Raw genomic sequence first — 24,103 nt, 5'->3', positions numbered from 1 at the left:
GGCTGAGGGCCGGCAGCCAAGTGCGGCACTGGATCGACGAGTCATTTCATCGCGAACCCGGGCAGGTCGAGCCTGGCGAGCATGCCGGGCAAGCCAACACCGACACCGCGATGCTGTAGTACGACCTGGTCAGACAACGCCGCGTGCACCATGTTGTTGAAAGCCGCGGTCGGAGGTGAGGACGGAGCTAAGACCAAGCTCGACGACATCGAAATCGTCTCATTTGCAACACTATTAGGCGGTGCCGGAGCTGAGACAGTGGCGAAGCGCGTCAGCAACGCACCGGTGGTGTTCGCCGGGTTTTCCCGAGCAATGGCAGCAGTTGCTCGACGATCCCGGGAAAATCCCCGCCGCGGTAGAAGAACTACTGCGCTACGTGCAGCCGTCGCGGTATCAGATCCGGCGTTCGTGGAGGATATCGAACTGCACACAGTGGAATGCGCGCTCGCGCTGGAGCAGCTGCTCGATTTCATGTCGCGCTATGACGCTATGCTGGCGGTCCCACTGCCAGAGGTCACATCCCAAACGACGAGGCGGTGCGGCAGTGACCTCGCCAGACGTTGTCGGTCACCAAGTACCGATCTATATTGCTGCCCGCAGCTTACGTCGCGATAGGGCCGACGGCTGTCGGCCCGCACTGGCTGGCTTAAGTGGTGACGAGGCAGCACGGTACGTCCGTGGCGATGACCTATCTGAGCGAGCTGAGCGAGCTGAGCCGCTGCGCCACCGGCGCGGCAAAGGCAGGCCGCAAGTACTGCCAAATACGCTCAATACCGATTCCGATTGCGATAGGCTCTGGCGATAGTCGGCTTGTCAGGTAAGGACGCAGCTCATGGCGTTTGTCACCGCAATACCCGAAGTGTTAGCTGCGGCGGCAGCGGATTTGACGGGTATCGGATCGACCATTAGCGCGGCTAATGCCGCGGCGGCGGCACAAACCACGACGGTGCTGGCCGCCGGCGCAGATGAGGTCTCGGCGGCGATCGCAGCGCTATTTTCCGGGCACGCCCAGGCCTACCAAGCAATCAGCACCCAAGCTGCGGCTTTTCAGGACCAGTTCGTGCGCGCCGTATCGGCGGCCGCGGGCTCGTACGCGGTCGCCGAGGCTGCCAGCGCCTCGCCGTTGCAGGCGCTAGAACAAGGTTTGCTCGGCGTGATCAATGCGCCAACGCAGGCGCTGCTGGGCCGCCCGTTGATCGGCAACGGCGCCGACGGTGCGCCCGGGACCGGACAAAACGGCGGGGCCGGCGGGCTGTTGCTTGGAAATGGCGGCAACGGCGGCTCAGGCGGGGTTGCCAATCCTCGCGGCGGCAATGGCGGGGCTGCCGGGCTGTTCGGCACCGGCGGCGCCGGCGGGCTCGGCGCGCCTGGTGCCCCCGGCGGTAACGGTGGTGGCGGTGGGCTGATCTACGGCCCCGGTGGGGCCGGCGGCAACGGCGGCAACGGCGTCCTGCCGGGCGGCAACGGCGGCAGCGGCGGCAACGGCGGAGCCGCCGGTCTCATCGGCCAGGGCGGAGCCGGCGGCATCGGGGGCCTCGGGGCACATGGGGCCACCGGCGTCAACCCCACCCCTCTGCCGCCAGGAGCCCCGGCGAATCCCGGGTCCGCCGCGGGCCCCGGAAACCCCGCCGGCTTTACCGGCTTCCCCGGCGACAACGGAGTCAGTACCTCTACCACCGGCCAGCAGGGCGGAACCGGCGGTCAAGGCGGCGACGGCGCCTTACAGGGAGGCACGGGTGGCACGGGAGGTATCGGCGGCGTCGGTGCCCCAGGCGGCGCCGGTGGTCAGGGCGGCAGCTCGGATGGATTGGATAGCATCGGCGGGGTCGGCGGCACAGGCGGCGTGGGCGGACCTGGCGCCCCCGGGGGAACCGGCGGTACCGGCGGCACTGGCACATCAGGTGCCCTGGGCGGCGCCGGCGGTACCGGCGGTACCGGCGGACTCGGCGCCGCGGGCGGCACCGGCGGCGACGGCGGCGACAGCAGCACCGGCCTCGGGGGCGCTGGTGGTGCCGGCGGGTCGGGTGGCGTAGGCGCCGCTGGCGGCGCCGGAGGGAGCGGCGGCGCTGGGGGTGCGGGCGGTAACGGCGGTTTGCTATTTGGAAACGGCGGGTTAGGCGGCATCGGGGGTAACGCTGGGATGGGCGGCGCCGGCGCTAGCGGCGGTCCCGGCGGCAACGGCGGCAATGGCGGGCCGGGTGTCGTCGGCCAAGGTGTCGGTGGCACCGGAGGCGCGGGCGGCAACGGCGGAGACGGCGGCGACGGCGGCAATGGCGGCAACGGCGGCAGCGGCGGCAGCGGCGGACTGTTCGGTGTTGCCGGCGGCGCTGGCCTCGGCGGCATAGGCGCAGCGGGCGGGGCCGGCGGCAGCGCCGGGACCGGTGGCTTTGCCGGAGGATCGCCGATCGGCCTCCCCGGTGGCCCCGGACAACCTGGCGCCGTCGGGGCGGCCGGCCTCAACGGTCTGCCTGGCTAAACCGGTCAGGTCTGCCGAATCGCTTGCTCAGCTGGGCATTCGACAGTCCGCTCACCTTCGCGTCCGTTGCGACGTGATGAAAGTGGTTTGGTGCCAACGCGTTGTCGTCGTCGGTCTGGCTGAATAGTTCCAGCCACAGCGTCAATATCACCATGACCACGACGACCGCTAACGCCAGTAGTCCCTAATCGGCGTCGCCAGATTCGCGGTCGGCGTATCTTGCAATGCTTGGCGACGCTGTCAATTGCCTCTCGCCGGCCACTACTTAGCCCACCAGTTCCACCAAGGTCGCGTTGGCCGTGCCACCGCCTTCGCACATGGTCTGCAAACCGTAGCGAATTCCTCTGTCGCGCATGTGATGGACCATGCGCGTCATCAGCACGGCGCCGGAGGCACCCAGCGGGTGGCCCAGCGCGATGGCGCCACCGAGCGGATTCAGCCGATTTGGGTCGGCACCGGTTTCGGCGAGCCAGGCCAGCGGCACCGGCGCAAAGGCCTCGTTGACTTCGAAGACGCCGACCTCCGACAATGCAACGCCGGCCTTGCGCAGTACCTTTTCGGTCGCCGGAATCGGGCCGGTGAGCATCAGCACCGGGTCAGCTCCGGTGACCGCGCCGGCGCGGTATCGCACGATCGGTGTCAAGCCCAGCTCCAACGCCATCTGCGACGTCGTCACCAGCAATGCCGCTGCCCCATCGGATATCTGAGAGGAGTTGCCGGCGTGAATCAGTCCGTCTTCGACGAACGCGGGTTTGAGCGCGGCGAGCTTCTCCACGGTGGTTTCCCGGCGTACACCCTCATCGGCGTTGACCACGGTTGCCTTGTCGCCCTGGTCCGGGAACACCGGGACAATTTGATCGATGAAGGCGCCACCGTCCTGGGCCGCGGCCGCGCGCTCATGCGACAACGCAGCATATTCGTCCAGTCCGCGGCGGGTGAACCCCCACTTCTTGGCGATCATTTCGGCCGACAAACCTTGGTTGAACGAGAAATTGTTATACCGGGCAAGCACTTTCGGGCCGTATGGCATCCCCGTTGCCCTGGCCGCGCCGAGCGGAACCCGGCTCATCATCTCGACGCCGCCGGCTACTACGACATCCTGCTGGCCTGACATCACTGCCTGCACCGCGAAGTCCAGGGCCTGCTGGCTGGATCCGCATGCCCGGTTGACGGTGGTTCCCGGGATGCTTTCCGGCCAACCGGCGGCGAGCGCCGCGTAGCGGCCGATATTGCTGGACTGGTCCCCAACCTGGGACACGCAGCCCCAGATCACATCGTCGATAACTTCCGGCCTGAGCGCGGTGCGTTGCAGCAACTCGTTGAGGACAAGCGCAGACAGGTCGACCGGATGCGTACCGGATAACCCGCCGTTGCGCTTGCCCACCGCGGTACGAACAGCCTCGACGATGACTATTTCACGCATACTGTGCTCTCCGATCGCTTCGGCATTCGCTACCGCCCACCATTAGTAAACGACGTCGCCCGCCGCGGCCTGGAGTCGCATCGGTTATGCAACCAAAGTCGCATCTTTGTCGGCAGCACAATGCGATTCTGCGGCTGCTCGCCGGGCATTGTGCCGCCGCAGCCGGCCCCAGGGCTTCACCTTGTGCGCCACCCGTCGACGCAGCAGGCCGCCTGCAATAGGGTTTCGTCCTATGGACGGGTTTGGCGGGCGCGGGGCGGTCATCACTGGCGGTGCGAATGGGATAGGCCTGGCCACTGCAACGGAATTCGCCCGCCGCGGGGCCGGTGTCGTGCTTGCCGACGTCGACCAGCCGGGGCTCGAGCAGGCCGTCGCACACTTGCGCGCGAACGGGTTCGAGGCGCACGGCGTGCCGTGCGATGTCCGCCATCTACGCGAGGTCACCCATCTCGCCACGCAAGCGTCCCGACTGCTGGGCCGAATCGACATCGTCTTCAGCAACGCCGGCATTGTTGTGGCCGGTCCGATCGCGGACATGACGCACGACGACTGGCGCTGGGTGATCGATATCGACCTGTGGGGATCGATTCATGCCGTCGAAGCGTTCCTGCCCAAGTTGCTTGAGCGAGGCGGCCACATCGCCTTCACCGCATCTTTTGCCGGACTGGTACCCAATGCCGGCCTCGGAGCATATGGCGTTGCCAAATACGGCGTTGTCGGCCTGGCAGAAACCCTGGCGCGCGAAGTCAAGGACCGCGGCATCGGAGTTTCGGTGCTGTGTCCAATGGTTGTTGAGACCAAGCTGGTTTCCAACTCCGAACGAATCCGAGGCGCGGACTACGGACTGGCTTCCTCACCCGATGTGGCGGGATCGGTTGGGCCACTTCCGGCACAGGACGCCGGCCTTAGTGTCGACGACGTGGCACGGCTAACGGCGGACGCGATCGTCGCCAACCGCCTCTACGTCCTTCCGCACCAAGCTTCCCGCGCCTCTATCCGGCGCAGGTTCGAGCGCATCGATCGCAGCTTCGACGAGCAGGCCGCCGACGGCTGGCCCCATTGACGACCTATCGAACTCTCGCGTTGACCGTTCGACACCGCTGCGCTGACTCCCCCCGTCAACAGCTACCAGCCGCCTGCTGTTGCTGTTGGGCCGCTCGCACAATCGATCCCGCGGTCAAAAACGCGGATTTTCCATGGTGCGCAACGTCCACGGGCAAATCGGCAGCGCAGCGCAGCACCATCCGTGCCAGAGCACTGTAGGTCGAGTAAGGAATGATCAGTAGGTTGGCGCGAGCATCACCGCCAGTGACGGTAATGATGTGCTGGCGTTTTCGTTCCCACCCTGGCCAGTTGAAGTCGGGTGGTCGTTGCAAAACAGGCCAGTTGACGTTAATGGACGTGATGTCTCCCAGCGCAGGAGTCAGCACCGCAACAAGCTCCGGCAATTCACGCGTGATGCGGTCCGCACGCGGCCACCACGCACCATCGATATCGCGGCCAAACTCGCGGGCCAACGACACCCGGATGGGATTCGGCCGGCGCCAACCGCCAGTAGGATAGATCACCGGAAGTGTCGCTGTTTGCGGCCGAGGCAACCGATGCTCGCGGTCACCGGCCTGTCTTGCGCGCAGGCTCGACCTGAGAGGTCGAGTGGTTGCGCCACCGTTTCGGTTGCACTGTGCACGGGCAGTTCCTTCTCTTGGGCATCGGCTGCCCCACACGCCTGGGACAACCGGAGAATCACACTGCCTGTGGGTATCATCCGCGCCGAGGAGCAGACCATCGCTGACAATGAAACTAGCTCACCTCTACGCTACGCCAACAACAGCGCTTTGGCGGCACGATGTGCCGCGTCAGGTGCTCCCTGACAGGTGCAACAGTTCACGGCAGTCTGTAGCCCGGACTGCCATGGCATCGGCGCGACCCACTTACCACCAGATCGAGTCTCCCTGCTTTCGGCGACACGTTGGCGATAGTTTCCTAACGGACACTCATGCCGGTAGCACTAGTGGGTATTGCGTTGTGCCACAAAGGTGAACGGTGTTCCCAGACATGGCAGCCTTGACCCGCCGGGCGGTTGAACGCCCTGGTCTACTGGCGCCTTTCGTCGGATCGATAAGGCGTATCCAACGTCCGCACGAATTCGGGGTAGTGTGGCGGTAACCGAATCGAGGATGGATAGTATGGAGATACACGACTGGCGCGACGCGCCTCAGATACATCCCGCTGAGATCCGGGTTGGTGACGTCATCGGCACCGTGGATCCCACCCATCGGCGTTACACGGTCAAGCTGATCAGCGGTCCGCAGAAAAGCCCAAAGCTGTGGACATTTTTCGGGCGCGACGACGAGGGTCTGCAGCATTCGAGCACCTTCCAAGAGGATCAATTGGTCCGCCGGTACGCCAAGGCGGGGTAACGGGCCTAGTGGCCCAATGGTCGCCGGTAGCCGACACCCGCTATCGGATAGTACATTCAATCATGTTGGCGCCCTTTGCATCCGCACGCTGCCCGGTGCGGGGCGCCGCAACGCAGACGACGTCGTCAGCTGGCCAATGCCGCAGATCTGGGCTCCGACGGGAGCAGGGCCAATCCGAGCACTGCGACAAGTCCCACCAGAATCAGAGCAACCCACACCAATTCTTCGGCATTCAACCGGTGCGCCACACCCCATAGCGACCCCACTCCGAGGTTTCCAACCAGTATTCCGACTCCCGCAATGGAGCTGTAGAAACCGTAATGCGTCGCCACCAAGCGGTCGCCGGATAGTGTGGCCACGGTGCGCATTTCGAACGGAAACAAGGCCGCCGAAGCAACGGCGACCAGACTAGCCGACAGCAGCAATGCGCCCATCGCTATGCCAGTGCCGAACCGCTGGTTGTTTGGCGCCAACGCCACTGGCACGAACGATGCAGCCAGGATGGCGGCGCCGACGACCAGACTGCGGCTCGTCGGCCAGCGCGCAGCAAACCAACGGGTGATGCGCAGCTGGCCAGCGATCGTGACCAAAGCCGAAACCGCGAAGAGGGCCGCCACCAAGACAGATCGGCGCCGTGGCGCCAGGACTGATGCCTGCATGGGAAGGGCCAGATAGATCTGGAATGACAGTACGTAGCATCCGGTCATGGCGGCGGCGAACCACAGGAAGGATCGGTTGCGAATAATCGTCCACCAGCCGCACAGGATCGAGGTCGCGTCCGGCCCGAGCCGCCCTTGCATACCGTGATCGTGTCGGTGCTCTGGTAGCGCAAACAGCTGCGTGACGGTCAATGCCGCGAAGACAAAGGCTGCGCCCAGGGCGGTGGTCCGCAAGTCCAGCGCCAACAGCGCCAGGCCCACCAACGGTCCCAGCAGGATCCCCGCCTGGTAGCAGATGTTAAACATCGCAAATGCTTCGATCTTGCGGTCACCGGATTCCGCCGCGAGGTAGGCGCGCACCGCGGGATTGAACAGTGCGCCGGCGAAACCTGTTGCAGCAGCAGCTATCAGCAGACTCGGCAGCGAATTCGCGACCACCAGCAGCCCGAACCCGGCGGTGCGAATTAGGCATCCGGTTACGATCATCGGCTTGTAACCGAACCGATCGGCAAGCGTGCCGCCGATGAAGAACATGCCCTGCTGAGAAAAGTTGCGCACGCCCAGCACCAGACCTACGGCCCAGGTGGCCAGTCCGAGTGGACCGGCCAGGTAGTCGGCCAGGTACGGCATCAGCATGTAGAAGCCGACGTTGATGCCGAATTGGTTGATCATCAGCACGCGACTGGAACGGTTGAAGGCACGAAACTGAGCCAGGACCCCCATCACGCCACCACCTGGGACAGGTCAAGCACCGTCGTGGTGCGCGTCCATCGAGTGACGACGGCGGCCGCCGGCGAGGCGATTTCTTCGGGCTGGGTAGGAGGCTCGCCGCCGAGCAGCCCGTGCCGGTTGCAGAACTCGTCGTTGTAGATGGTATCGAAATAGCGTTGCGGGCCATCGGGAAATACCGCGGCGATGGTGGTCCCCGCAGGCAGAGTGCGTGCGGCCCATTCGGCGACCAGAGCAACCGCGCCCACGCTCCATCCGCCGCTGGCGTAGTGCGTGGCGGCCAGGTTGCGGCAGGCCCAGACGGCTTCTGCCGGCGCGACCCAGTGCACCTCGTTGAACGCGGCGTAGTCGACATTGGCCGGATAGATGCTAGAACCCAGACCGCGCATCAGCCTGCTGGTGGCAGGCTGGCCGAAGATCGTCGACCCCACAGTGTCGACGCCGATCAACTGCATGCCCGGGTTGAACTCCCGCAGTACCTTCGCCGTGCCGGCTGAATGGCCCCCGGTTCCGACCGAGCAGACCAGCACATCAACGCGCCCGAGCTGGGCAATCAACTCCCGCGCCAGTGACCGGTAGGCATCGACGTTGTCGGGGTTGCCGTACTGGTTGGGATTCCATGCGGTGAGGTCAGCGGCCAGCAACTGGGCGACGCGGTCTTTACGCGCCTGCTGCCACCCGCCGAGCGGATGGGGCGCGGCGACCATGTCGACGCGCGCACCATAGGCGACCAGCATGCGGGCGACGATGGGTTCCAGGCCGGGGTCAGTGACCAGGGTGACTGGGTGGCGGTACACATTGCCCGCCAGCGCAAGTCCCAGTCCCATTGTGCCGCTGGTTGATTCGATGATGGGCGCAGCAGGCACGAGGTCGCCCCGGGCGCGAGCCCGCGCGACCATGTGCATTGCGGGGCGGTCTTTCATGCCGCCGGGATTGAATCCTTCAAGCTTGGCCCAAAATCCACGATCGCCCGGCTTTGCGGTTGCCGGTATCCAGAGCACCGGCGTGTTGCCAATTATGTTGCCGGGTTGACGGTTTGGGACGGGAGCCAGATGATAGTTCTGGAGGACCCGACGGTGACGATCCCCCTTATGCCGCAGGCGCAACGAGGTTACGGGTGAGCGGTTGGCAAGCATTGTGCGCGGGTTGTGCTTGTTCATGGTGTCATCGCTTCTGCATCAGGGCCGCAGATCACCGGCGGCACAGTGATTAAGGGTCAGCGGTCACCGGCCATGGGAATAGTCGCCCCGGCCTGGCGCTGACCAATCAGCGGCGAACCAGGCGGAACCGAATCACCAGATCTGTCGCACAACCACCAGCAACCGGCCCGGGCGGCGGGCCGCGGCCCTCCGGTACGGCCATACAGCTCGGCACAGCGGCGGTGCCCGCACTCGACGCCACCGCGGCCACTTCCAACAATGGGGTGTCCGTCCGCGGCAACACCGCGTCCGCGTGCTGCGGTGGGCACGGTAGTGTCGAATCGTCGGCGAGGTGCGAGTGGCCGCTATTCACCGCAAATTCACTACCCACAACCGACAACAGCGGATGGCTGGGATGCGCCGCCTGACGATCAACCCGTGGGAGCCAGCATTGAGCAACCACCGCGGCGATCATCCCGACCACGCCGACGGCGACCACCGCGGACCGACTCCACACCACGCGTCGAGCATTCACGATCGTCACTATATACCCCCTCTGGGTATATAGTGACCGAGTGCGCACTGGGTTGCGCAACTCCCCGCGTCCTAGCAGGGTTAGTGCGCAGGGCCGCATGAACCAAGACGAGGAGCAACCGATGCCGCAACTGCCAACGAGCGGTCATCCCTTGGTCGGAGTACAGCTCAGCAGGCGCGGCTTTATCGGTGCCGGAATCTCCAGTGGATTAGCGCTGGCGGGTTGCAGCCAGTCGACCACTCAGCCAGCTGGCGATGCCGCCATGGCCGCCGCGATTGCTGCGGCCGAGCAGGTCCGGCCGCACAGCGGGAGAACCGTCACTGTCAGCTTGACCCCGCAACAGGCAGAGGTCGACCTGGGCGGGCCGGTTGTTCAGACGCTGGCCTACGGCAACACGGTCCCGGGACCGCTGATTCGCGCCACAGTCGGTGATGAGCTTGTCGTGGCGGTGACGAACCGGCTCGACCACGCCACGTCGGTGCACTGGCACGGCATCGCCCTGCGCAACGATATGGACGGGGCCGCCCCTGCCACCCCCAACATCGCGGCCGGCCAGGACTTCACCTACCGGTTCTCCGTCCCCGATCCCGGCACCTACTGGGCCCATCCGCATACCGGCCTTGACGCCGATAAAGGGCTTTACCTGCCGCTCATCGTCGACGATCCGACCGAGGCAGCCAGCTACGACGCCGAATGGATTGTCGTTATTGATGATTGGACTGACGGTGCCGGGAAGAGCCCGCAACAGCTCTACGACGCGCTGGTTGACCCGAACAAGAACCCAACACCACCTATGCCGACCACGCCCACGACAACTAGCCCCAGTCCGCCAACAACGTCAGCGACCGAGACAACGACGACAACAACGACCGCCGAGATGCCCAGCCGTGGAGTCGGCGACAGTGATCTGCTCGGCGGGGACGCCGGCGATATCGATTACCCCTACTATCTGATCAACGGGCGCATCCCCGCAGCCCCTGTGTCCTTCAACGCAAAACCGGGTCAGCGTATCCGGATAAGGATCATCAATGCCGCCGCCGACACCGCGTTCCGTGTCGCGCTGGCAGGCCATTCGATGACGGTCACCCACACCGACGGGTACCCGGTGCTTCCCATCCCAGTCGACGCAGTGTTGGTGGGCATGGGCGAACGCTACGACGTCATGGTCACCGCGGCATCCGGCGTCTTCCCGCTGGTCGCCCTCGCTGAAGGCAAGAACGCTGTGGCTCGCGCACTGCTATCCACCGGGACGGGCAGCCCGCCCGACGCGCAGTTCCGGCCCAGCGAACTCAACAAGATGGTGGGCACCATCGAGATGTTCACTGCCACAACACCAGTCAATCTGGGCCGACCGGAACCCGGCCTTGAACTCCCGGTTGTCCTGGGGGGCAGCATGGCGAAATACGACTGGACTATCAACGGCGAGCCGTACAGCAAGACCAATCCGCTGCATATCCGCCAAGGCCAACGCCCGACTCTCTTATTCGACAACACCACCATGATGTGGCACCCCATGCACCTACACGGCCACACCTATCAGGTAATCAAGTCCGACGGTACCCTCGGCGCCCGCAAGGACACCGTGATCGTGCTGCCGAGGCGAAAAGTCCGGGCGGTACTTGTCGCCGAAAACCCTGGTACGTGGGTTATGCACTGCCACAACGCTTATCATCTAGCCGCCGGAATGATGACGCGCCTGGACTACATCTTTTGACGGCGGCACCACCGGTCCGGCTGGAAGATGAGGTTCAGAATTTCAGCGGAACTTCCACGCAGACGTGGGTGCCGATCGGGGTGTCCAAGAAGACGAACGTCCCCCCAGCGGCGTCGACTCGGGCCCGATGCGACGCCAATCCGATGTGGCCCTCACCGAGGCTGCGCTCCATCGTGGCACCGGTAACGCCCACACCGTCGTCGGCGACGTCCAACACACAGGTGCCGTCGGTGATCCCCAGTCTTACCGAAGCGGTGGTGGCTCGCGCATGTCGCACCACGTTGGAGAGCAGCTCGCGAGCCACACCGAACACGATGGGGTCGATCTCGCTGCGGATCGGGTAGTCGATGTCGGTACTTATCGTGATGCCCGAACGCTGTGCGGTAAAAGCGGCAAGCTGGCCGACGGCCGCGCCTAACCCCACCTGCTCGAGAACTGCCGGATGCAGCTCGAAGGTGGCCTGTCGCAAGAGTTCTGATGCGCTCTGCAGACCCGCCAAAGCCCGGTTGACGTGCTCGTCGTCAGGTGCCGCCATCCGTAACTCGATGAGCTCCTGGCGGGCGGCCAGCACGTCCTGGAGCGGCCCATCATGTATGGATTCCGAAATCCGGCGCTGCAGCACTTCCGAGGCCGTCATCGTCTGGGCCAACAACTCCTCCCGCAGCGCGCTCAAACCGGCGACCGAATGGGTGTGCCGTTCCTCGATGCGCACCACCACCAACGCAGTACCGCACAAGAACGCATAGAGCACGAAGCGGAAGACCGCTTCCGGCCATCCGATGGCATCCACCATCACCGGGTCTTGGATCACCGCAAGGGCGAATCCGACGAGCGTAAACGCCAGCACCACCGCCGCCCGTCGGGACGACACATCCAGGCCCACCAGCACCGGCAACAGCGTCATGATCAGCAAGGGGTAAATTCCGTCGGTGGACAGCAACTGAAAGCCGGTCAACGCGCATACATCGATGGCGGTAAAGACAAACGGCTCGTATCTGGCGATGCTCGCCAATCGGGGCAACAAAATGAACCGCCGTCGGGACGGCGAGTACGCCAGTACCAGGGCCCACAGCGCAGCGAACGCATAGACGGTGATCAATACGATCTGCTGGGGCCATTCCGACCTTCGCGTGCCGACCAGCATGGCAGCAACCATGAACCCGACTACTCCGACCCGAAGGACCGCACCGATCCGGTATGAGCGCAATTGGTGCAGTCGGCGTACCCGAATAAGTTCCGCGTCGCTGGTCATCGCCACAGGAACACCGTACTCATGCCGGGCATGCGACGACTCGTCGTATGTCGCCGGCCGGAGCGATCATGCGGAGCAAACTGTTGGTACCACGTTCAGATGGTCCGGCGTCGGTGAGTGGATATCGCGGAAGACCAGCTAGACTCATCGCCATGGCCGGCGCTACGACCCCGGAAAAGGTACGTGTAGTGGTCGGCGATGATCACCCGCTATTTCGCGAAGGCGTCGTGCGAGCGCTTTCGTTGAGTGGCTCGGTGAACGTTGTCGGGGAGGCAGATGATGGGCCAACGGCGTTGGAGTTGATCAAAGCTCACCTGCCTGACGTTGCGTTGCTTGACTACCGGATGCCGGGTATGGACGGCGCGCAGGTGGCGGCGGCGGTGCGCAGCTACGATTTGCCTACTCGAGTGCTGCTGATTTCGGCCCACGACGAATCGGCGATCGTATACCAGGCCCTGCAGCAAGGAGCCGCCGGATTTCTGCTGAAGGATTCGACCCGCACCGAGATCGTGAAGGCCGTCCTCGATTGCGCAAAGGGTCGCGACGTGGTCGCACCCTCCCTGGTTGGCGGCCTTGCCGGCCAGATTCGCCAGCGAGCGGCACCGATGGCTCCGGTGCTCAGCGCCCGGGAGCGTGAGGTCCTCAATCGCATTGCCCGCGGCCAAAGCATTCCGGCGATCGCAGGTGAACTCTACGTGGCACCGTCGACGGTCAAGACTCATGTGCAACGGCTATACGAGAAGCTCGGCGTCAGTGACCGCGCGGCCGCCGTCGCCGAAGCGATGCGCCAGGGACTGCTTGACTGAGCAGTCGTTCAGCTCCGCTCTAGCGCTGCAACGGTAGTTTCACCCGAACGTGCGTGCCGGCTGGGGTGTCCAGAAAGACGAACGTTCCGCCGGCAGCGTCGACCCGCGCCCGGTGCGAAGCCAAGCCGATGTGTCCCTCCCCCAGGCGGCGCGCCATGGTGTCACCGGTAATCCCCAGGCCGTCGTCGGAAACCTCCAATACGCACACCTGATCGGTGATTCGCAGTGTGACCGACGCATGCCGCGCCCGCGAATGTTGCGCCACGTTGGACAGCAGTTCACGGGCCACACCAAAGACGATCGGGTCGATCTCACTACGGATGGGGTAGTCGATGTCGGTGCTGATCTCGATGCCGGACCGGCGCGCGGTGAGAGCAGCCAGTTGTTCAACGGCAGCACCCAAGCCGACCTGCTCGAGGACGGCCGGATGCAGCTCAAAGGTGGCCTGCCGCAGACGTTCCGAGGCAGTGTGCAAACCGGCCAACGCGCGCTGCACCCGGTCATCTTCCGGCCAAGCGGTTTTCAGCTCGACGACTTCCTGGCGGGCGGCCAGCACGTCTTGCAACGGCCCATCGTGAATCGCCTCTGCGATCCGGCGCTGCAGCACCTCTGAGGCCGTCATTGTCTGAGCCAGCAGTTCCTCGCGCAACGCGCTCAACCCGGCGACCGAGCGAACGTGCCGCTCTTCGGTGCGGACCACCACCAACGCGGTAGCGCACAGGAACGCGTAGAGCGAGAAGAGAAAAACGGTGTCATCCCATCCCGACGCGCCGAGGAGGACGCCGTCGTGAACACCGGCGATGGCGAACCCTGCGAGTGCGAAGATCAGCACCACCACTGCCCGTCGCGATGAAACGTCGATACCCGCCAGCAGCGGCAGCAATGTCATGATCAGCAGCGGGTAGAACCCGTGGGCGGACAGCAGCTGCAATCCGGTCAGCGCCACCAGGTCGATGGCGGTGAATGTCAGGGGTTCACATCGTCCCACGCCGACTGTTTCTCTTGCCCCGAGCCGTCGCGGAGCCGGAGAGAAAGCCAGTGCCAGGGCCAACAACGAGGCAAGTGCGTACCCAGCGACCAAGACGGTTTGCTGCGTCCATTCGTGCTGGGGAGTGCCGACAATCATCGCGGCGACTACGAATGCCAGCACACCGATGCGAAGCACCGACACGATTCGGTAGGAGCGCAACTGGTGCAGTTTGCGCACTCGCTGCAGTTCCACATCGCTGGTGATCGCCACCGGGACACCGTACTAACAGCGACGTCTGACCGCCGGAGCCGGAGTCGGTTGGCGACTCAGGGCGGTGGGCCGGTGGTGCTCGCAACCAACCAGCGCTGGCAGCTGGGTCTAGCCGCGGCTTTCACTGGGCCCGTCCGGTCTGCTGGCCGCGCGGCCCAGCCCGCGATTCCCGAGCCGCGGCCCGGCCTTGACGACTGCCACCGCGTCGCCGACCAGATGGCGCGCCGCCCGCTCCAGGTCGTCGAGCTGCGTACGTCGAGCGCCGCAGGCAAGTAAACGCTTCCTGGCGAAGATGAGCGGATCCAGAAACTGTTCCGAGCCGACCAGGTCGCGGTATCCACCACGGTCCGATCCCGAAAAATCGGTGGTCCGGTAGGTGATGGCCTGGACTAGTGTGGGACCACCGCCGTCGCGTGCGCGCGCCAACGCTTTGCCGACCGCGTCTCGAACCGCTGCGACGTCGTTGCCGTCGACCGAAACCCCGGGCATCCCGTAGGCCGCAGCTTTGCGATATAGCTGAGTATCTCGCGCCTGATTGCGCAGGCACACGCTGAGCGCGCAACGAATGTTCTCGACCAGAATCACCACCGGAAGCTGCCACACCACGGCTAGATTCGCGGTCTCGTTGAAGGCACCGGTATCCACATCGCCGTCTTCGGTGATGCACAGGGTGGCTTGATCGCTGTCCTCTACCCACTGCCGATAGGCGTGCCCTATCGCCAGCAACGGCGACTGCTCCACCACGCACGAGGGGGCCGACATCCCTGCGATGGGATGGGCAACCAGCGGAGGTTCGTCAGCGGCGATGAGCTCGTTACCGGCGCGCGCCAGCAACGCCGCAATGATCGAGCCAACTGGACCGCCGACGCCGACATGTTGCGCATGCGCACGGTGGGTGGTAATCACGATGTCGCCTTCGCACAACGCCCCTGCCGCACCGATGCCGACGGCTTCTTGCCCGAACGCGGCTGTCACCGGGGTTTTCATCAGGCCCTCGATACGCAGTTCTTGTAATGCCATGTCGAGCAGCCGCAACACCCACATTCGGCGGTACAGTTCCAGGTGATCGAGCAAGAGCCGGTCCGACCGTTCACTCATTCGTCGGCTCCTTAGTCGTTGGCGGGAATTTCGGCTCAGCACAAGGGCTCGGGCCGCCACCGGGCAGCACACGGGCCAGTGGTGCGCACAGCGCGGTGCCGAGCAGTCCAACCGCCACCGTGGTGGCAGCCGTTAGTATCAGTGCCACCGCGGCCACGGACATGGTGGACATCAGCGTCGTCCGAGCCCCGTACTGGTCCACCAGCCACCCGCACCGCAGCTGACCCGTTGCCCAGCCCACGCAATAGATCGCCAACACCGCGCCGGCGGCTCCGGCCGCGTGGCTACGTCCTGTCGAACGGACCAGCAAGCTGCCGGCCAGCAAAAGCCAGATCGCTGCTGGATAGCGATGCCGGGCTGGCCCAACCATCCGGCAAGATCCAGCGGCCCGGGCGGCCTTTTCGACCCCGCCGCGCACATCGCCGGGGGTTCCGGGATGGCGAGTGCACACCGGCTGTTCTGCTGCGCCGGCCGCCGCTGCGATCACAAGCCCAAGGTAAGGAAGCGATCCATGGGAGGGTACCGCCGATCGGCCGGATTGGGTGACGGACGCCGCTTCCTCCGATTGGGGGACGAGTGCGGCGATGCGCCGTCCTCTCCCACAGCAATGGTGCGGTCACCGGTTGGTACAGCGCGCTAGGCCGCAATCCAGTGCGCCAGCCAGTAGAACGGGAGCGCGGCAACCGCACGCGGATGGCTCCAGCGTTGTGCGGTGTAGACCAGATACGTGGCCACCAACCAGGTCAGTGTGCTTGCGAACTGGACCACCGCGGCCATGCCGGGGTCGACATCTAGCCTGCTCAGCCCGCCATAGCCGAGCGCGCCGCCGATGCTGGGTACAAAAATGATGGTCTGAGAAAGAAATTGGACCGGCATCCCGAGTACCAAGACAGCCAGGCTCAGCAGGCCGCGGAGACTTGACCAGCGCATTGCATCCCGGGGAGATCGGGTGTGGAGGAGGGCGGTCAGCAATAAACCCTTGTGCCAGCGGGTGCGTTGAGAGATCCAATCGCGAAGCCGGTCTGGCGCGTCGCCAGGGCTGACGGAGTCGAGTACATGCGACCGATAACCGATGCGTACAGGCGCATCCCTAGATCCGCGTCCTCCGAGACGTTCTAGCGGAGCTGTTCCGGCGGATAGTCCATCGCGGATAGGCGGCGCACCAAGCCACCGATGACCTCCCTCTTCGCGATAGGCCGGGACTAGCACGCTTTAGGTGGGCGGCTGCTCGTCTGACAACGCCGAAGCAGGGCGGCGTCGGTTCCGTCTGTGATGGCGCAGACCTGACATCGCCACTGCGAAAGACACCAGCACGATGGCCGTGGGTAAGCGCCAGCAAGAAGAGTAAGAGCACCCACGGCGCTACCACCGCGGTGATTACGCAGGCCGTCGCTGCACTCTGGGCGACGCGCCGCTGCCACAGCCGGATACCGTGCCGAGCAGACATCGCCGGATTGCGGTCAGCGAAGTCGTGCGATATCGCGTGCGCGACGTCGTCTTCGGACTGGACAAAGAACCGCTCCTGCGCCAGCGCAGGCAGCGAATGCAGCTGAGCTAAAACACCTTTCACACCGGAGTCCGGGTATGGCAGTGGCGCAGCCGATTGGTGCCCAATGTCTTCAGCGCTCACTGCGTGCTGCTCCGCTTCGTCTCCTCGTTGACCAGTGGACTTCTGGTCATGCGGCATAGCGCCGAGACCGCAGGGCTTGCGCCAGCGGAACACACAACGCGGCGCCGATGAAGCCGACCGCTACGGTGGCGACCGCGACCAGACGATGACCGCCGTGAGTCAAGCTGCAGGAGGCCATGATCGGCGCGAACACTGAGGCGATCGCTAAGGTCATCGACCATATTCCGTGGTAGCGACCGCCGTTGGCGGGCGGGGCGATCCGGTGCACGACGCCGGCGCCGATCACGAACCAGGCGATCTCACCCGGGGTACAAATGGCGGTGGCCACGGTAAAGCCAAGTGTCGTGTGAGCCAGTGCGGCTGCTGCCATGCTCACCGCCGACCACGCGCCGGCAACGGCTAGGATGTCGAGCCTGGGGTGGATGCGTTGGGCGACCTTCCGGCCCAGCCAGGGTGACATCACCGGGGTCAGTCCGATACCCGTAACAGCATTGGCCAGTTGCGCCCAGCCGAATTCACTTGCGCTCAAACCACTGTCGGACATGAGCATAGGAACGGCGGCATACAGGCCGCGGACCGCAGTCAGCGTCGCAAGGCTGGACGCCACGAGCAGCACCAGCCGGCGGTCGGACAACGCTTGACGGTAGCTGACGGGGGCCGCTTCGACCACCGCCGCGGTGGCGGCCGGCCACCGGCGATGCGCCTTGGCTGGGATGCAGCCGGCTGCCACCACTGCTAGCAGCGCGCACGCGACGGCGTTGATACCAAACAGCACGGGTACGCCCGACCAGCCGGCGAGTAGACCGCCGGCACCGCCGGTAATTGCACGACCGATGCTGACGATCCAGCCGAAGCGCCAGGCGTCCAGCTTGGCGCGTCGCCGGGGATCTGGCACCAACTGCATGATGGCGGCGCCCAGCATCGGCCGGGGCGCGTCATAAACCAGGCCGGTGACGCTGGCTCCGATCAGTAATGCCGGCACCGAGCGCGCCTCGGCCATCAGCACCAGCACCGTGGCCGCCACCAACATGGTGGACGTCAGCGTCGCGCGCGGTCCCATCCGGTCAACCAGCCAGCCGCAAGCCAACTGCCCCGCAGCCCAGCCCACGCCGAAGGCGGCCAGGACCGCGCTAACTGCTCCCGCGGCATGCCCGCGCTCAGCCACATCAAACGCCAGGAACGGATAAGCGAAACCCGCTGCGCGCACCACCAGACTGCCGCCTAGAAGGAACCAAATGACACCGGGATACCCATTGCGGCCGGCCGGGCTCAAGGATTTTGCTCTGCTACCGGCCCGCACACCGCTGACGCGCCTGACCGAACGGATGGCGACCCGTGCTTGTAGCCGGCGGAATGCAACGACGTAATCGGCCTCGGCGGCGCGAGCCAGCATCGGATCGTCGCTTGCCATGGCCGCCGCTGTCGTCACCAGTTGAACGCTAGCGACCACAACGTTTCGGTAACTCCACCAATCAGCCCAAACAGCAGCGGGTCGCGGATCCGCTGATCGGAGGACATGAGCTAACCCGAGACGGTGGCCGAGGCCGCGGCTAGCCGATTAGCTGCGGCAGCACCCGCAACGGCACGATGCCGTCCTGTACGGCATTGCTGGCCGTGGTGGCCCAGCCGGCAGCCGCCGCCAGCATCGACGCTGTCCCCGGCCCGGCGTACATGCGCCCAGAGTTGACCTCGGGCGGCAACGCCCCATGCACCATCGCTGTGAGGTCTGGCTGTTAGCGCGCTGCTATCGCGTTTGCCGCTTCGGTTGCTGCATAGGAGCCGCCGCTGGCACCGAGAGTGGTCACGAACAGTTCGTGAATCGCCGCGGCCTGCGCGCTCACCGCTTGATAGAGCGCACCGTGGGCAGCAAAGTGCGCTGCGGTCAGTGCCGACACCTCGTCGGCGGCGGCCGGCACGACGCCGGTGATGGGCGCAATCGCGGCCGCATTACTCGCGTTCATCGCGGTACCGATCGAATGTAGGTTTCCGGCTGCCGCGATCAGCGCCTCGGGTTCACTGGTCACGAAGGACATAGGACAAGAGTGCCGCCGTAACGCGCCGATGTCTGTCGGCTGAGCGGTCACAGTGCGGGATGAAAGGCGCTGTCCCCCGATCGACGGACGTAACGTCCCCCTTCCTGGCGCGTGACCTGGCGGTCGCGCCGCAACCACAGTTCGAGTTGCCGGAAGCCCTCGCTGGCGCCCCCTACACTGTTGCGGTGGCGCAACCGGTGCCGAGCATCGCAGTCCCAGGCGGCAAGGTCTGGTTCAAACGGGTTGGTGGCGGATCCGGCCTCCCGCTGCTTGTGGTCCATGGCGGCCCCGGTCTGCCGCATTACTACTTGGCTTCGCTGGAACGCCTGGCCGACACACGTGAGGTCATTTTCTGGGATCAGCTCGGCTGCGGAAATTCCGATCGTCCTGCAAACGTGAACCTTTGGACTATGCAGCGCTCGGTGGCCGAAATGGACGCAGTGGTACAAGCGCTCGGCCTCAACGCCTTTCATATCTTCGGCAACTCCTGGGGCGGCATGCTCGCCCAGCAGTACGTCCTCGACGTGGCATCGCCAGCCGTGAGCCTAGTCATTTCAAACAGCACCGCATCCATACCGCAGTTTGCCGACAACGTGACCCGGTTGAAGTCCGGATTGGACTTGGCAACCCAAACCGCCATCGACCGCCACGAATCGGCCGGGACAACGTCTTCCGCCGAGTACCAGGCGGCGATCAACACCTGGAACGAGAACTATCTGTGCCGCACCCACCCCTGGCCCGACGAGCTACACCAGGCGTTCGCGAACATGGGCACCGAAATCTTCGAAACGCTGTTCGGGCCGAGCGACTTTCACATCGTCGGAGCCCTGCACGACTGGGATGTCTTCGATCGGTTGGGCGAGATCGCGCTGCCAACATTGCTCATGGCAGGCAGGTATGACGAATGTTCGCCCGAACACATGCGGGAGATGCACCAGCGCATTGCCGGTTCGCGGTTCGAATTCTTCGAGCGCAGCTCCCACCTGCCGTTCATCGAAGAACCAGACCGGTTCGATCAAGTAATGCGGCAGTTTCTAGGGGAATACGACTGATTGCGGGCTTTCGCGAGGTAAGTGCCGCGCGTCAATCGGCTCTCCTATTGTGAGACGGCTAATCGATCGGCGCGTTGAGGATCGCTCGGTCGACGCCGGCACCTGGGCCGTCGAAGTGCCACCACTCGCCGGAGTACACGCTCAACCCGCCGTAGTTCATCACATCCCGCAGCCGTTTGCGATTGACTTGGGCAACGTCACTCACCCCTTGGGTCGCGAAGGCCTCTGCGCGTGAAGAGAAATCGTCGAAGTCGGTGCCCATGTCAGCCAGGCAGGGCCCGTTCAGCTGGCGTTCGGGCGGGCACTGCGCTTGCGCACTTGCGAATGTCACGTCAACTGAGCGCCCTGCTTCGTGGCTGTGCGCGTACGGCCCGGGTCGCGCCACCCAGGCCGGATTCGGGACTACCTGGAACAACTTGATTTGGACATCGTGGGGACGGTAGCAATCCCAGAACACCAGCAGCTGTCCCTGTGGGCGCAGCGCCGAGGCGGCCGCCGCCAGGCCCTGCGCCATAGATTGGTGCACGAGGCACCGCGCGCCAGCGGGATACAGCTGCGTGTGGGTGAAATTGTTGGCCGTTGCGTAGCGCAGCTCAACGATGGCATCGGGAACCACGCTTCGCACATCGACAAGACCGGCCGCGGCGGCTGCCGCGCTGACCGGCGGCACGCCGGGAACGCTAGTGCTAGTGGTCGTCGCGATGGCGCGGACTGCCGAGCGGCTCGAAGCGCTAGGCGCGGCCGAAAAACGGCAGCTGGCCGCGCATGCCAGGACAAGAATGCCGGCACCAAGCCGGCCCAGCACACCCATCCGTCGTTGGGTAGCGGCGGTGATCACCGCAATGAGTTTACGACACGTCACCAGCACTAGCCGATATCGCCGTCGACGTAACGCTGCAGGTTGGGCGCGATCGCGGCCAGCAGCTGCTCCTCGGACATGGACGCGATCGGCTCGATCTTCCAGACGTAGCGCAGCAACGCGAACCCGATCAGTTGGCTGGCGATGAGGCTGCTGCGGCGCAGCCGTTCCGCCTCGGTGGCTCCCAACGTGGATTCGCCGATCAACCCGCGTTCGACAATGAGCCGTAGCTTCTCGCGGGTCTTGGTTTCATGCGCGGCGGTGAGCACCACCGCCCGCAGAACCGGTCCGATCTCGTCGTCAGTCCAGTTGTCCATCACGTTACGCAGCAGCTGCTTGCCCATGTCGGCGTGCGGCGCGGCCCACGTCGCAGCCACCGAGTCGAGCCACTTCTGCGGGGGAACAGTGGCCGCGTCGAGCAAGCCCGCCTTGGAGCCGAAGTAGTGGTAGATGAGCGCTGGGTCCACGTCGGCCGCGCGGGCGACGGCACGCACCGCCGTGCCTGCCCAGCCGTGCTCGGCGAACTCGTCTCGGGCCGCGTCCAGGATGCGCGCCGCCAGCACGCCACGTTCGTCGCGCGGACCCGGAGCGCCTGATCGCATGGCCATGCGGTCACTTTACGGTGAAATTCATCTTGCGTTGAAACTAGTTTCAACATACCGTGAAACTATGCCCGCGCGGAAGACACTCAACGGTCCCCAAACCACCGGGCGGCAATATCGCAACCTCAGCGAGCCGCAGTACCCGACCCGCACCGACACCAACACCGCGATCACCGTGCGCGATGGCACCACCTTGTTGGCCGACATTCACCGGCCCGATTCCGACGGCAGATTCCCTGCACTGCTGGCCGCCTCGCCCTACCCGCGCCAGATGCAGGATTTTGGCGCACCCGCCGGATTTATCGAGGCCGGAGCGACCGACTTTTGGGTTCGGCGCGGCTATGTGCACGTCATCGCCAACCTGCGCGGCACCTGCGGATCGGGTGGGACATTCAGCTTCTTCGACGCCCAGGAGCGCCGAGACCTCTACGACCTGGTCGAGTGGGCCGCCGCCCAACCTTGGTGCGACGGGAACGTCGGCATGATCGGTATCAGCTACTTCGCCATGAGCCAACTCGAGGCCGCCGTGGAGCGCCCGCCGCACCTCAAGGCCATCTTTCCGCTCGCGGTGACCACGGACCTCTACGAAGGAGCCAACCACCACGGCTTGTTGAGTTCGTCTTTCGTCACACCGTTCCTCGCGATGACTGGCCTGACCTCCGACCGCAGCGACAAACTCTGGCGCAGCAAGCCGGTTGACCTGGTCCGTCGCGTACTGAATAGCCCAGGGGTGCATAAGAGATTCGAAACCTTGAACGGCGAGTCGGCGCTTACCATGCTGCGGCAGCTGCTTCGGCTCCCGCACAACCCGCACCCATGGGACGAGCTGTGGCTGGACGCCGCGGTCAAGCATCCGACCCGCGATCAGTGGTGGCAGGAACGAAACCTGTTGCCGCTGATCAAGGAAATCGACATTCCGGTATATCTGGGGTGCGACTGGGAGAATGTCCCGCTACACCTTCCGTCGACCTTCTCGGCCTGGAAAGGCTTGTGCGACAACACATGCGTCCGCATGGGCATGCTAGGAAAATTCGGTCTAACCTGGCCGTGGGAGAGCATGCACGTCGAAGCGCTGGCCTGGTACGACCATTGGCTGAAGGGCCGCGACACCGGAATTACCGACGGGCCGCCGATCCGCTATTTCCTGCCCGGCGCCGAGGAGTGGCGGACCGCCGAGTCCTGGCCGCCGTCGACAACTCCGCACCGCGAACTCGCCCTGCGCGCCGACGCAACATTGAGCGACAACGAGGGCAACCCGGGTAGCCGCGAATTCATGGCGCTGGGCGCCGGCTTGGCCCGTGCCAAGCCGAGCGCCATCGATCCTCCGTCCATGCTGGCCTGGATCAGCTCGGTGTTAGCCGAGGATCTCGATGTCGTCGGCGACATTGAGCTACGGCTCGTCGCCTCGGCGACAGCAATCGACACCGCATGGATCGCTACGTTGCAGGACGTCGCACCGCACGGCGAAAGCACTGACGTGACAGCGGGCTGGTTACGCGCCAGCCTGCGCGAAGTCGACGAGCAGGCCAGCCGTCCCGGGGCACCGGAGTTACCCTGCCGGAATCCGAAAGCCGTACCACTGGGACAGGATGTCGTGTACCGAATCCCGTTGGTCCCCAATGCTCGCCGCTTCAAGAAAGGCCACCGCATTCAGCTGGTACTCACCAGCGACGACCAGGATCGGGCAGCGCCGGCCATCATGGGCTTCCGCCACGCCAGTGTCGGTACCAGCAGCCTCAACACGGTCCACTCATCGTCGCGTCTACTGCTGCCGGTTCTGCGCTGATCACTTGAGTCGCTGCAGCAGAACAGCGCGTTAATCAAACCGCAAGCACAGCAGATTTCCTGACGGTTTCGGTTGGGCGAAGATACGGCAGCGTGGAAAGCCCAATAGGACATATTCGATAGGTTCAGCTATACCGTGGCCCGATGCCCCAATCCAACCATTACGAGCGGCCCTGGCTCCCAGCACTTTACGCTATGGTGTCGGCATTCGTTTTGGCATTGTAAGCTTGAATTCGAGCTGCCGGCCAGCGAATCCGTCACAAACGCGTGGAGCAGCAAACTGGCCCGAACCGGAACACACTACGTTCTGACTCCCGAGTCCTACAGCAGCGCGCGAACAACCTGATTTCCTATGTCGCGCCGGCGCCGATCAGCACTTGGGACTTCAGCGTGCTCGATTTCACCAACGACGTAGGCAGCCGCGGCCTGATAACCACCGCGTGGTACCTCACCAGCATCCAAGCCGGCTTCGAACCCTGGAACAGGCGTGGGCCTGGCGCTGAACTCGTTCTCGGCGAACGTCAACCGCGGCTGAGGCGCACCGGGCACTGCCGATAGCCGACGGTAGCGCGGCGCTAGTCTATCTCACAATAACTTCATAGAATTAATGTTTAATTATCTTAAGTGCATCGGGTAATCTCACCGTTGCAG

The 24,103-nt window shown here is 64.6% G+C and carries 23 protein-coding genes and 2 pseudogenes; 10 read left to right on the top strand and 15 right to left on the bottom strand.

What is annotated here, in order from left to right:
* Positions 1–5 precede the first annotated feature (5 nt).
* Positions 6–409 (top strand): annotated as a pseudogene (locus tag F0Q45_RS29010) (cytochrome P450); the annotation flags it as partial.
* 423 nt (positions 410–832) lie between these two features.
* Positions 833–2,476, top strand: coding sequence for a PE family protein (locus tag F0Q45_RS04035; RefSeq protein ID WP_149652697.1), 1,644 nt, complete (start codon positions 833–835; stop codon positions 2,474–2,476).
* Between the two features lie 265 nt (positions 2,477–2,741).
* Here the strand turns inward: F0Q45_RS04035 and F0Q45_RS04030 are convergent, their stop codons facing one another.
* Positions 2,742–3,899 (bottom strand): thiolase family protein, encoded by a 1,158-nt coding sequence (locus F0Q45_RS04030; RefSeq protein ID WP_149652696.1) that lies wholly within the window; start codon positions 3,897–3,899, stop codon positions 2,742–2,744.
* 232 nt (positions 3,900–4,131) lie between these two features.
* On the opposite strand from F0Q45_RS04030, the gene F0Q45_RS04025 reads away from it, so the two are divergent.
* On the top strand, positions 4,132–4,962 hold the full coding sequence (locus F0Q45_RS04025; RefSeq protein ID WP_149652695.1) for an SDR family NAD(P)-dependent oxidoreductase: 831 nt from the start codon (positions 4,132–4,134) through the stop codon (positions 4,960–4,962).
* Positions 4,963–5,017: 55 nt separating this feature from the next.
* Here the strand turns inward: F0Q45_RS04025 and F0Q45_RS04020 are convergent, their stop codons facing one another.
* On the bottom strand, positions 5,018–5,464 hold the full coding sequence (locus F0Q45_RS04020) for a DUF5994 family protein (protein ID WP_188112779.1): 447 nt from the start codon (positions 5,462–5,464) through the stop codon (positions 5,018–5,020).
* A gap of 621 nt (positions 5,465–6,085) precedes the next feature.
* Here F0Q45_RS04020 and F0Q45_RS04015 point away from each other — a divergent pair.
* Positions 6,086–6,319: a hypothetical protein gene (locus F0Q45_RS04015; protein WP_149652694.1), complete on the top strand. Its 234-nt coding sequence runs from the start codon at positions 6,086–6,088 to the stop codon at positions 6,317–6,319.
* 125 nt (positions 6,320–6,444) lie between these two features.
* On the opposite strand, the gene F0Q45_RS04010 is transcribed toward F0Q45_RS04015, so the two are convergent.
* The 3 genes from F0Q45_RS04010 to F0Q45_RS04000 form a co-directional block, all read right to left on the bottom strand.
* Positions 6,445–7,701 (bottom strand): MFS transporter, encoded by a 1,257-nt coding sequence (locus tag F0Q45_RS04010; RefSeq protein WP_149652693.1) that lies wholly within the window; start codon positions 7,699–7,701, stop codon positions 6,445–6,447.
* Complete coding sequence (locus F0Q45_RS04005) at positions 7,701–8,843, bottom strand: PLP-dependent cysteine synthase family protein (RefSeq protein ID WP_149652712.1); 1,143 nt, start codon at positions 8,841–8,843, stop codon at positions 7,701–7,703. The genes F0Q45_RS04010 and F0Q45_RS04005 overlap by 1 nt, the downstream gene beginning before the upstream one ends.
* A 130-nt stretch (positions 8,844–8,973) precedes the next feature.
* Complete coding sequence (locus F0Q45_RS04000; protein ID WP_262490859.1) at positions 8,974–9,381, bottom strand: hypothetical protein; 408 nt, start codon at positions 9,379–9,381, stop codon at positions 8,974–8,976.
* A gap of 121 nt (positions 9,382–9,502) precedes the next feature.
* Between F0Q45_RS04000 and F0Q45_RS03995 the strand changes: the two genes are divergently transcribed.
* Positions 9,503–11,095, top strand: a complete 1,593-nt coding sequence (locus tag F0Q45_RS03995) for a multicopper oxidase family protein (RefSeq protein WP_149652692.1) — start codon at positions 9,503–9,505, stop codon at positions 11,093–11,095.
* A 34-nt stretch (positions 11,096–11,129) separates the two neighbouring features.
* Here F0Q45_RS03995 and F0Q45_RS03990 read toward each other — a convergent pair whose 3' ends face one another.
* Positions 11,130–12,353: a sensor histidine kinase gene (locus F0Q45_RS03990; RefSeq protein WP_149652691.1), complete on the bottom strand. Its 1,224-nt coding sequence runs from the start codon at positions 12,351–12,353 to the stop codon at positions 11,130–11,132.
* A 146-nt stretch (positions 12,354–12,499) separates the two neighbouring features.
* On the opposite strand from F0Q45_RS03990, the gene narL reads away from it, so the two are divergent.
* Complete coding sequence (gene narL / locus F0Q45_RS03985) at positions 12,500–13,153, top strand: two-component system response regulator NarL (RefSeq protein ID WP_149652690.1); 654 nt, start codon at positions 12,500–12,502, stop codon at positions 13,151–13,153.
* 19 nt (positions 13,154–13,172) lie between these two features.
* Here narL and F0Q45_RS03980 read toward each other — a convergent pair whose 3' ends face one another.
* The 7 genes and pseudogenes from F0Q45_RS03980 to F0Q45_RS03950 form a co-directional block, all read right to left on the bottom strand.
* Positions 13,173–14,393, bottom strand: coding sequence for a sensor histidine kinase (locus tag F0Q45_RS03980; protein ID WP_149652689.1), 1,221 nt, complete (start codon positions 14,391–14,393; stop codon positions 13,173–13,175).
* 108 nt (positions 14,394–14,501) lie between these two features.
* Positions 14,502–15,491, bottom strand: a complete 990-nt coding sequence (locus F0Q45_RS03975) for a thiamine pyrophosphate-dependent dehydrogenase E1 component subunit alpha (protein ID WP_149652688.1) — start codon at positions 15,489–15,491, stop codon at positions 14,502–14,504.
* Positions 15,484–15,978, bottom strand: a complete 495-nt coding sequence (locus F0Q45_RS30090) for an MFS transporter (RefSeq protein ID WP_149652687.1) — start codon at positions 15,976–15,978, stop codon at positions 15,484–15,486. Before F0Q45_RS30090 ends, F0Q45_RS03975 begins: the two co-directional genes overlap by 8 nt.
* 149 nt (positions 15,979–16,127) lie before the next feature.
* Positions 16,128–16,367 (bottom strand): hypothetical protein, encoded by a 240-nt coding sequence (locus F0Q45_RS03965; protein WP_149652686.1) that lies wholly within the window; start codon positions 16,365–16,367, stop codon positions 16,128–16,130.
* 800 nt (positions 16,368–17,167) lie between these two features.
* On the bottom strand, positions 17,168–18,550 hold the full coding sequence (locus F0Q45_RS03960) for an MFS transporter (RefSeq protein ID WP_262490858.1): 1,383 nt from the start codon (positions 18,548–18,550) through the stop codon (positions 17,168–17,170).
* 178 nt (positions 18,551–18,728) lie between these two features.
* Positions 18,729–18,836 (bottom strand): annotated as a pseudogene (locus F0Q45_RS03955) (PPE domain-containing protein); the annotation flags it as partial.
* Positions 18,837–18,854: 18 nt separating this feature from the next.
* A complete protein-coding gene (locus F0Q45_RS03950; protein ID WP_149652684.1) occupies positions 18,855–19,154 on the bottom strand; it encodes a PE family protein in 300 nt (99 codons plus the stop codon).
* A 185-nt stretch (positions 19,155–19,339) separates the two neighbouring features.
* On the opposite strand from F0Q45_RS03950, the gene F0Q45_RS03945 reads away from it, so the two are divergent.
* Positions 19,340–20,206: a proline iminopeptidase-family hydrolase gene (locus F0Q45_RS03945; protein WP_149652683.1), complete on the top strand. Its 867-nt coding sequence runs from the start codon at positions 19,340–19,342 to the stop codon at positions 20,204–20,206.
* A 58-nt stretch (positions 20,207–20,264) separates the two neighbouring features.
* On the opposite strand, the gene F0Q45_RS03940 is transcribed toward F0Q45_RS03945, so the two are convergent.
* Together F0Q45_RS03940 and F0Q45_RS03935 are read right to left on the bottom strand one after the other, a co-directional pair.
* Positions 20,265–21,017, bottom strand: a complete 753-nt coding sequence (locus tag F0Q45_RS03940) for a M15 family metallopeptidase (protein ID WP_149652709.1) — start codon at positions 21,015–21,017, stop codon at positions 20,265–20,267.
* Positions 21,018–21,073: 56 nt separating this feature from the next.
* The gene (locus tag F0Q45_RS03935; RefSeq protein WP_149652682.1) at positions 21,074–21,673 is read right to left on the bottom strand and encodes a TetR/AcrR family transcriptional regulator; all 600 of its coding nucleotides are present in this window, start codon (positions 21,671–21,673) and stop codon (positions 21,074–21,076) included.
* A 61-nt stretch (positions 21,674–21,734) separates the two neighbouring features.
* On the opposite strand from F0Q45_RS03935, the gene F0Q45_RS03930 reads away from it, so the two are divergent.
* From F0Q45_RS03930 to F0Q45_RS30080, 3 genes are all read left to right on the top strand, one after another.
* Positions 21,735–23,453 (top strand): CocE/NonD family hydrolase, encoded by a 1,719-nt coding sequence (locus tag F0Q45_RS03930; RefSeq protein WP_149652681.1) that lies wholly within the window; start codon positions 21,735–21,737, stop codon positions 23,451–23,453.
* A gap of 135 nt (positions 23,454–23,588) precedes the next feature.
* The gene (locus F0Q45_RS30085; RefSeq protein ID WP_373424917.1) at positions 23,589–23,798 is read left to right on the top strand and encodes a cellulose binding domain-containing protein; all 210 of its coding nucleotides are present in this window, start codon (positions 23,589–23,591) and stop codon (positions 23,796–23,798) included.
* The gene (locus F0Q45_RS30080) at positions 23,720–24,010 is read left to right on the top strand and encodes a GH12 family glycosyl hydrolase domain-containing protein (RefSeq protein WP_373424916.1); all 291 of its coding nucleotides are present in this window, start codon (positions 23,720–23,722) and stop codon (positions 24,008–24,010) included. Before F0Q45_RS30085 ends, F0Q45_RS30080 begins: the two co-directional genes overlap by 79 nt.
* Positions 24,011–24,103: the final 93 nt, after the last annotated feature.

It is taken from the genome of Mycobacterium simiae (assembly GCF_008370645.1).
Classification (GTDB): Bacteria; Actinomycetota; Actinomycetes; order Mycobacteriales; family Mycobacteriaceae; genus Mycobacterium; species Mycobacterium simiae_A.
This window is presented reverse-complemented; position numbering and strand designations above follow the sequence as displayed.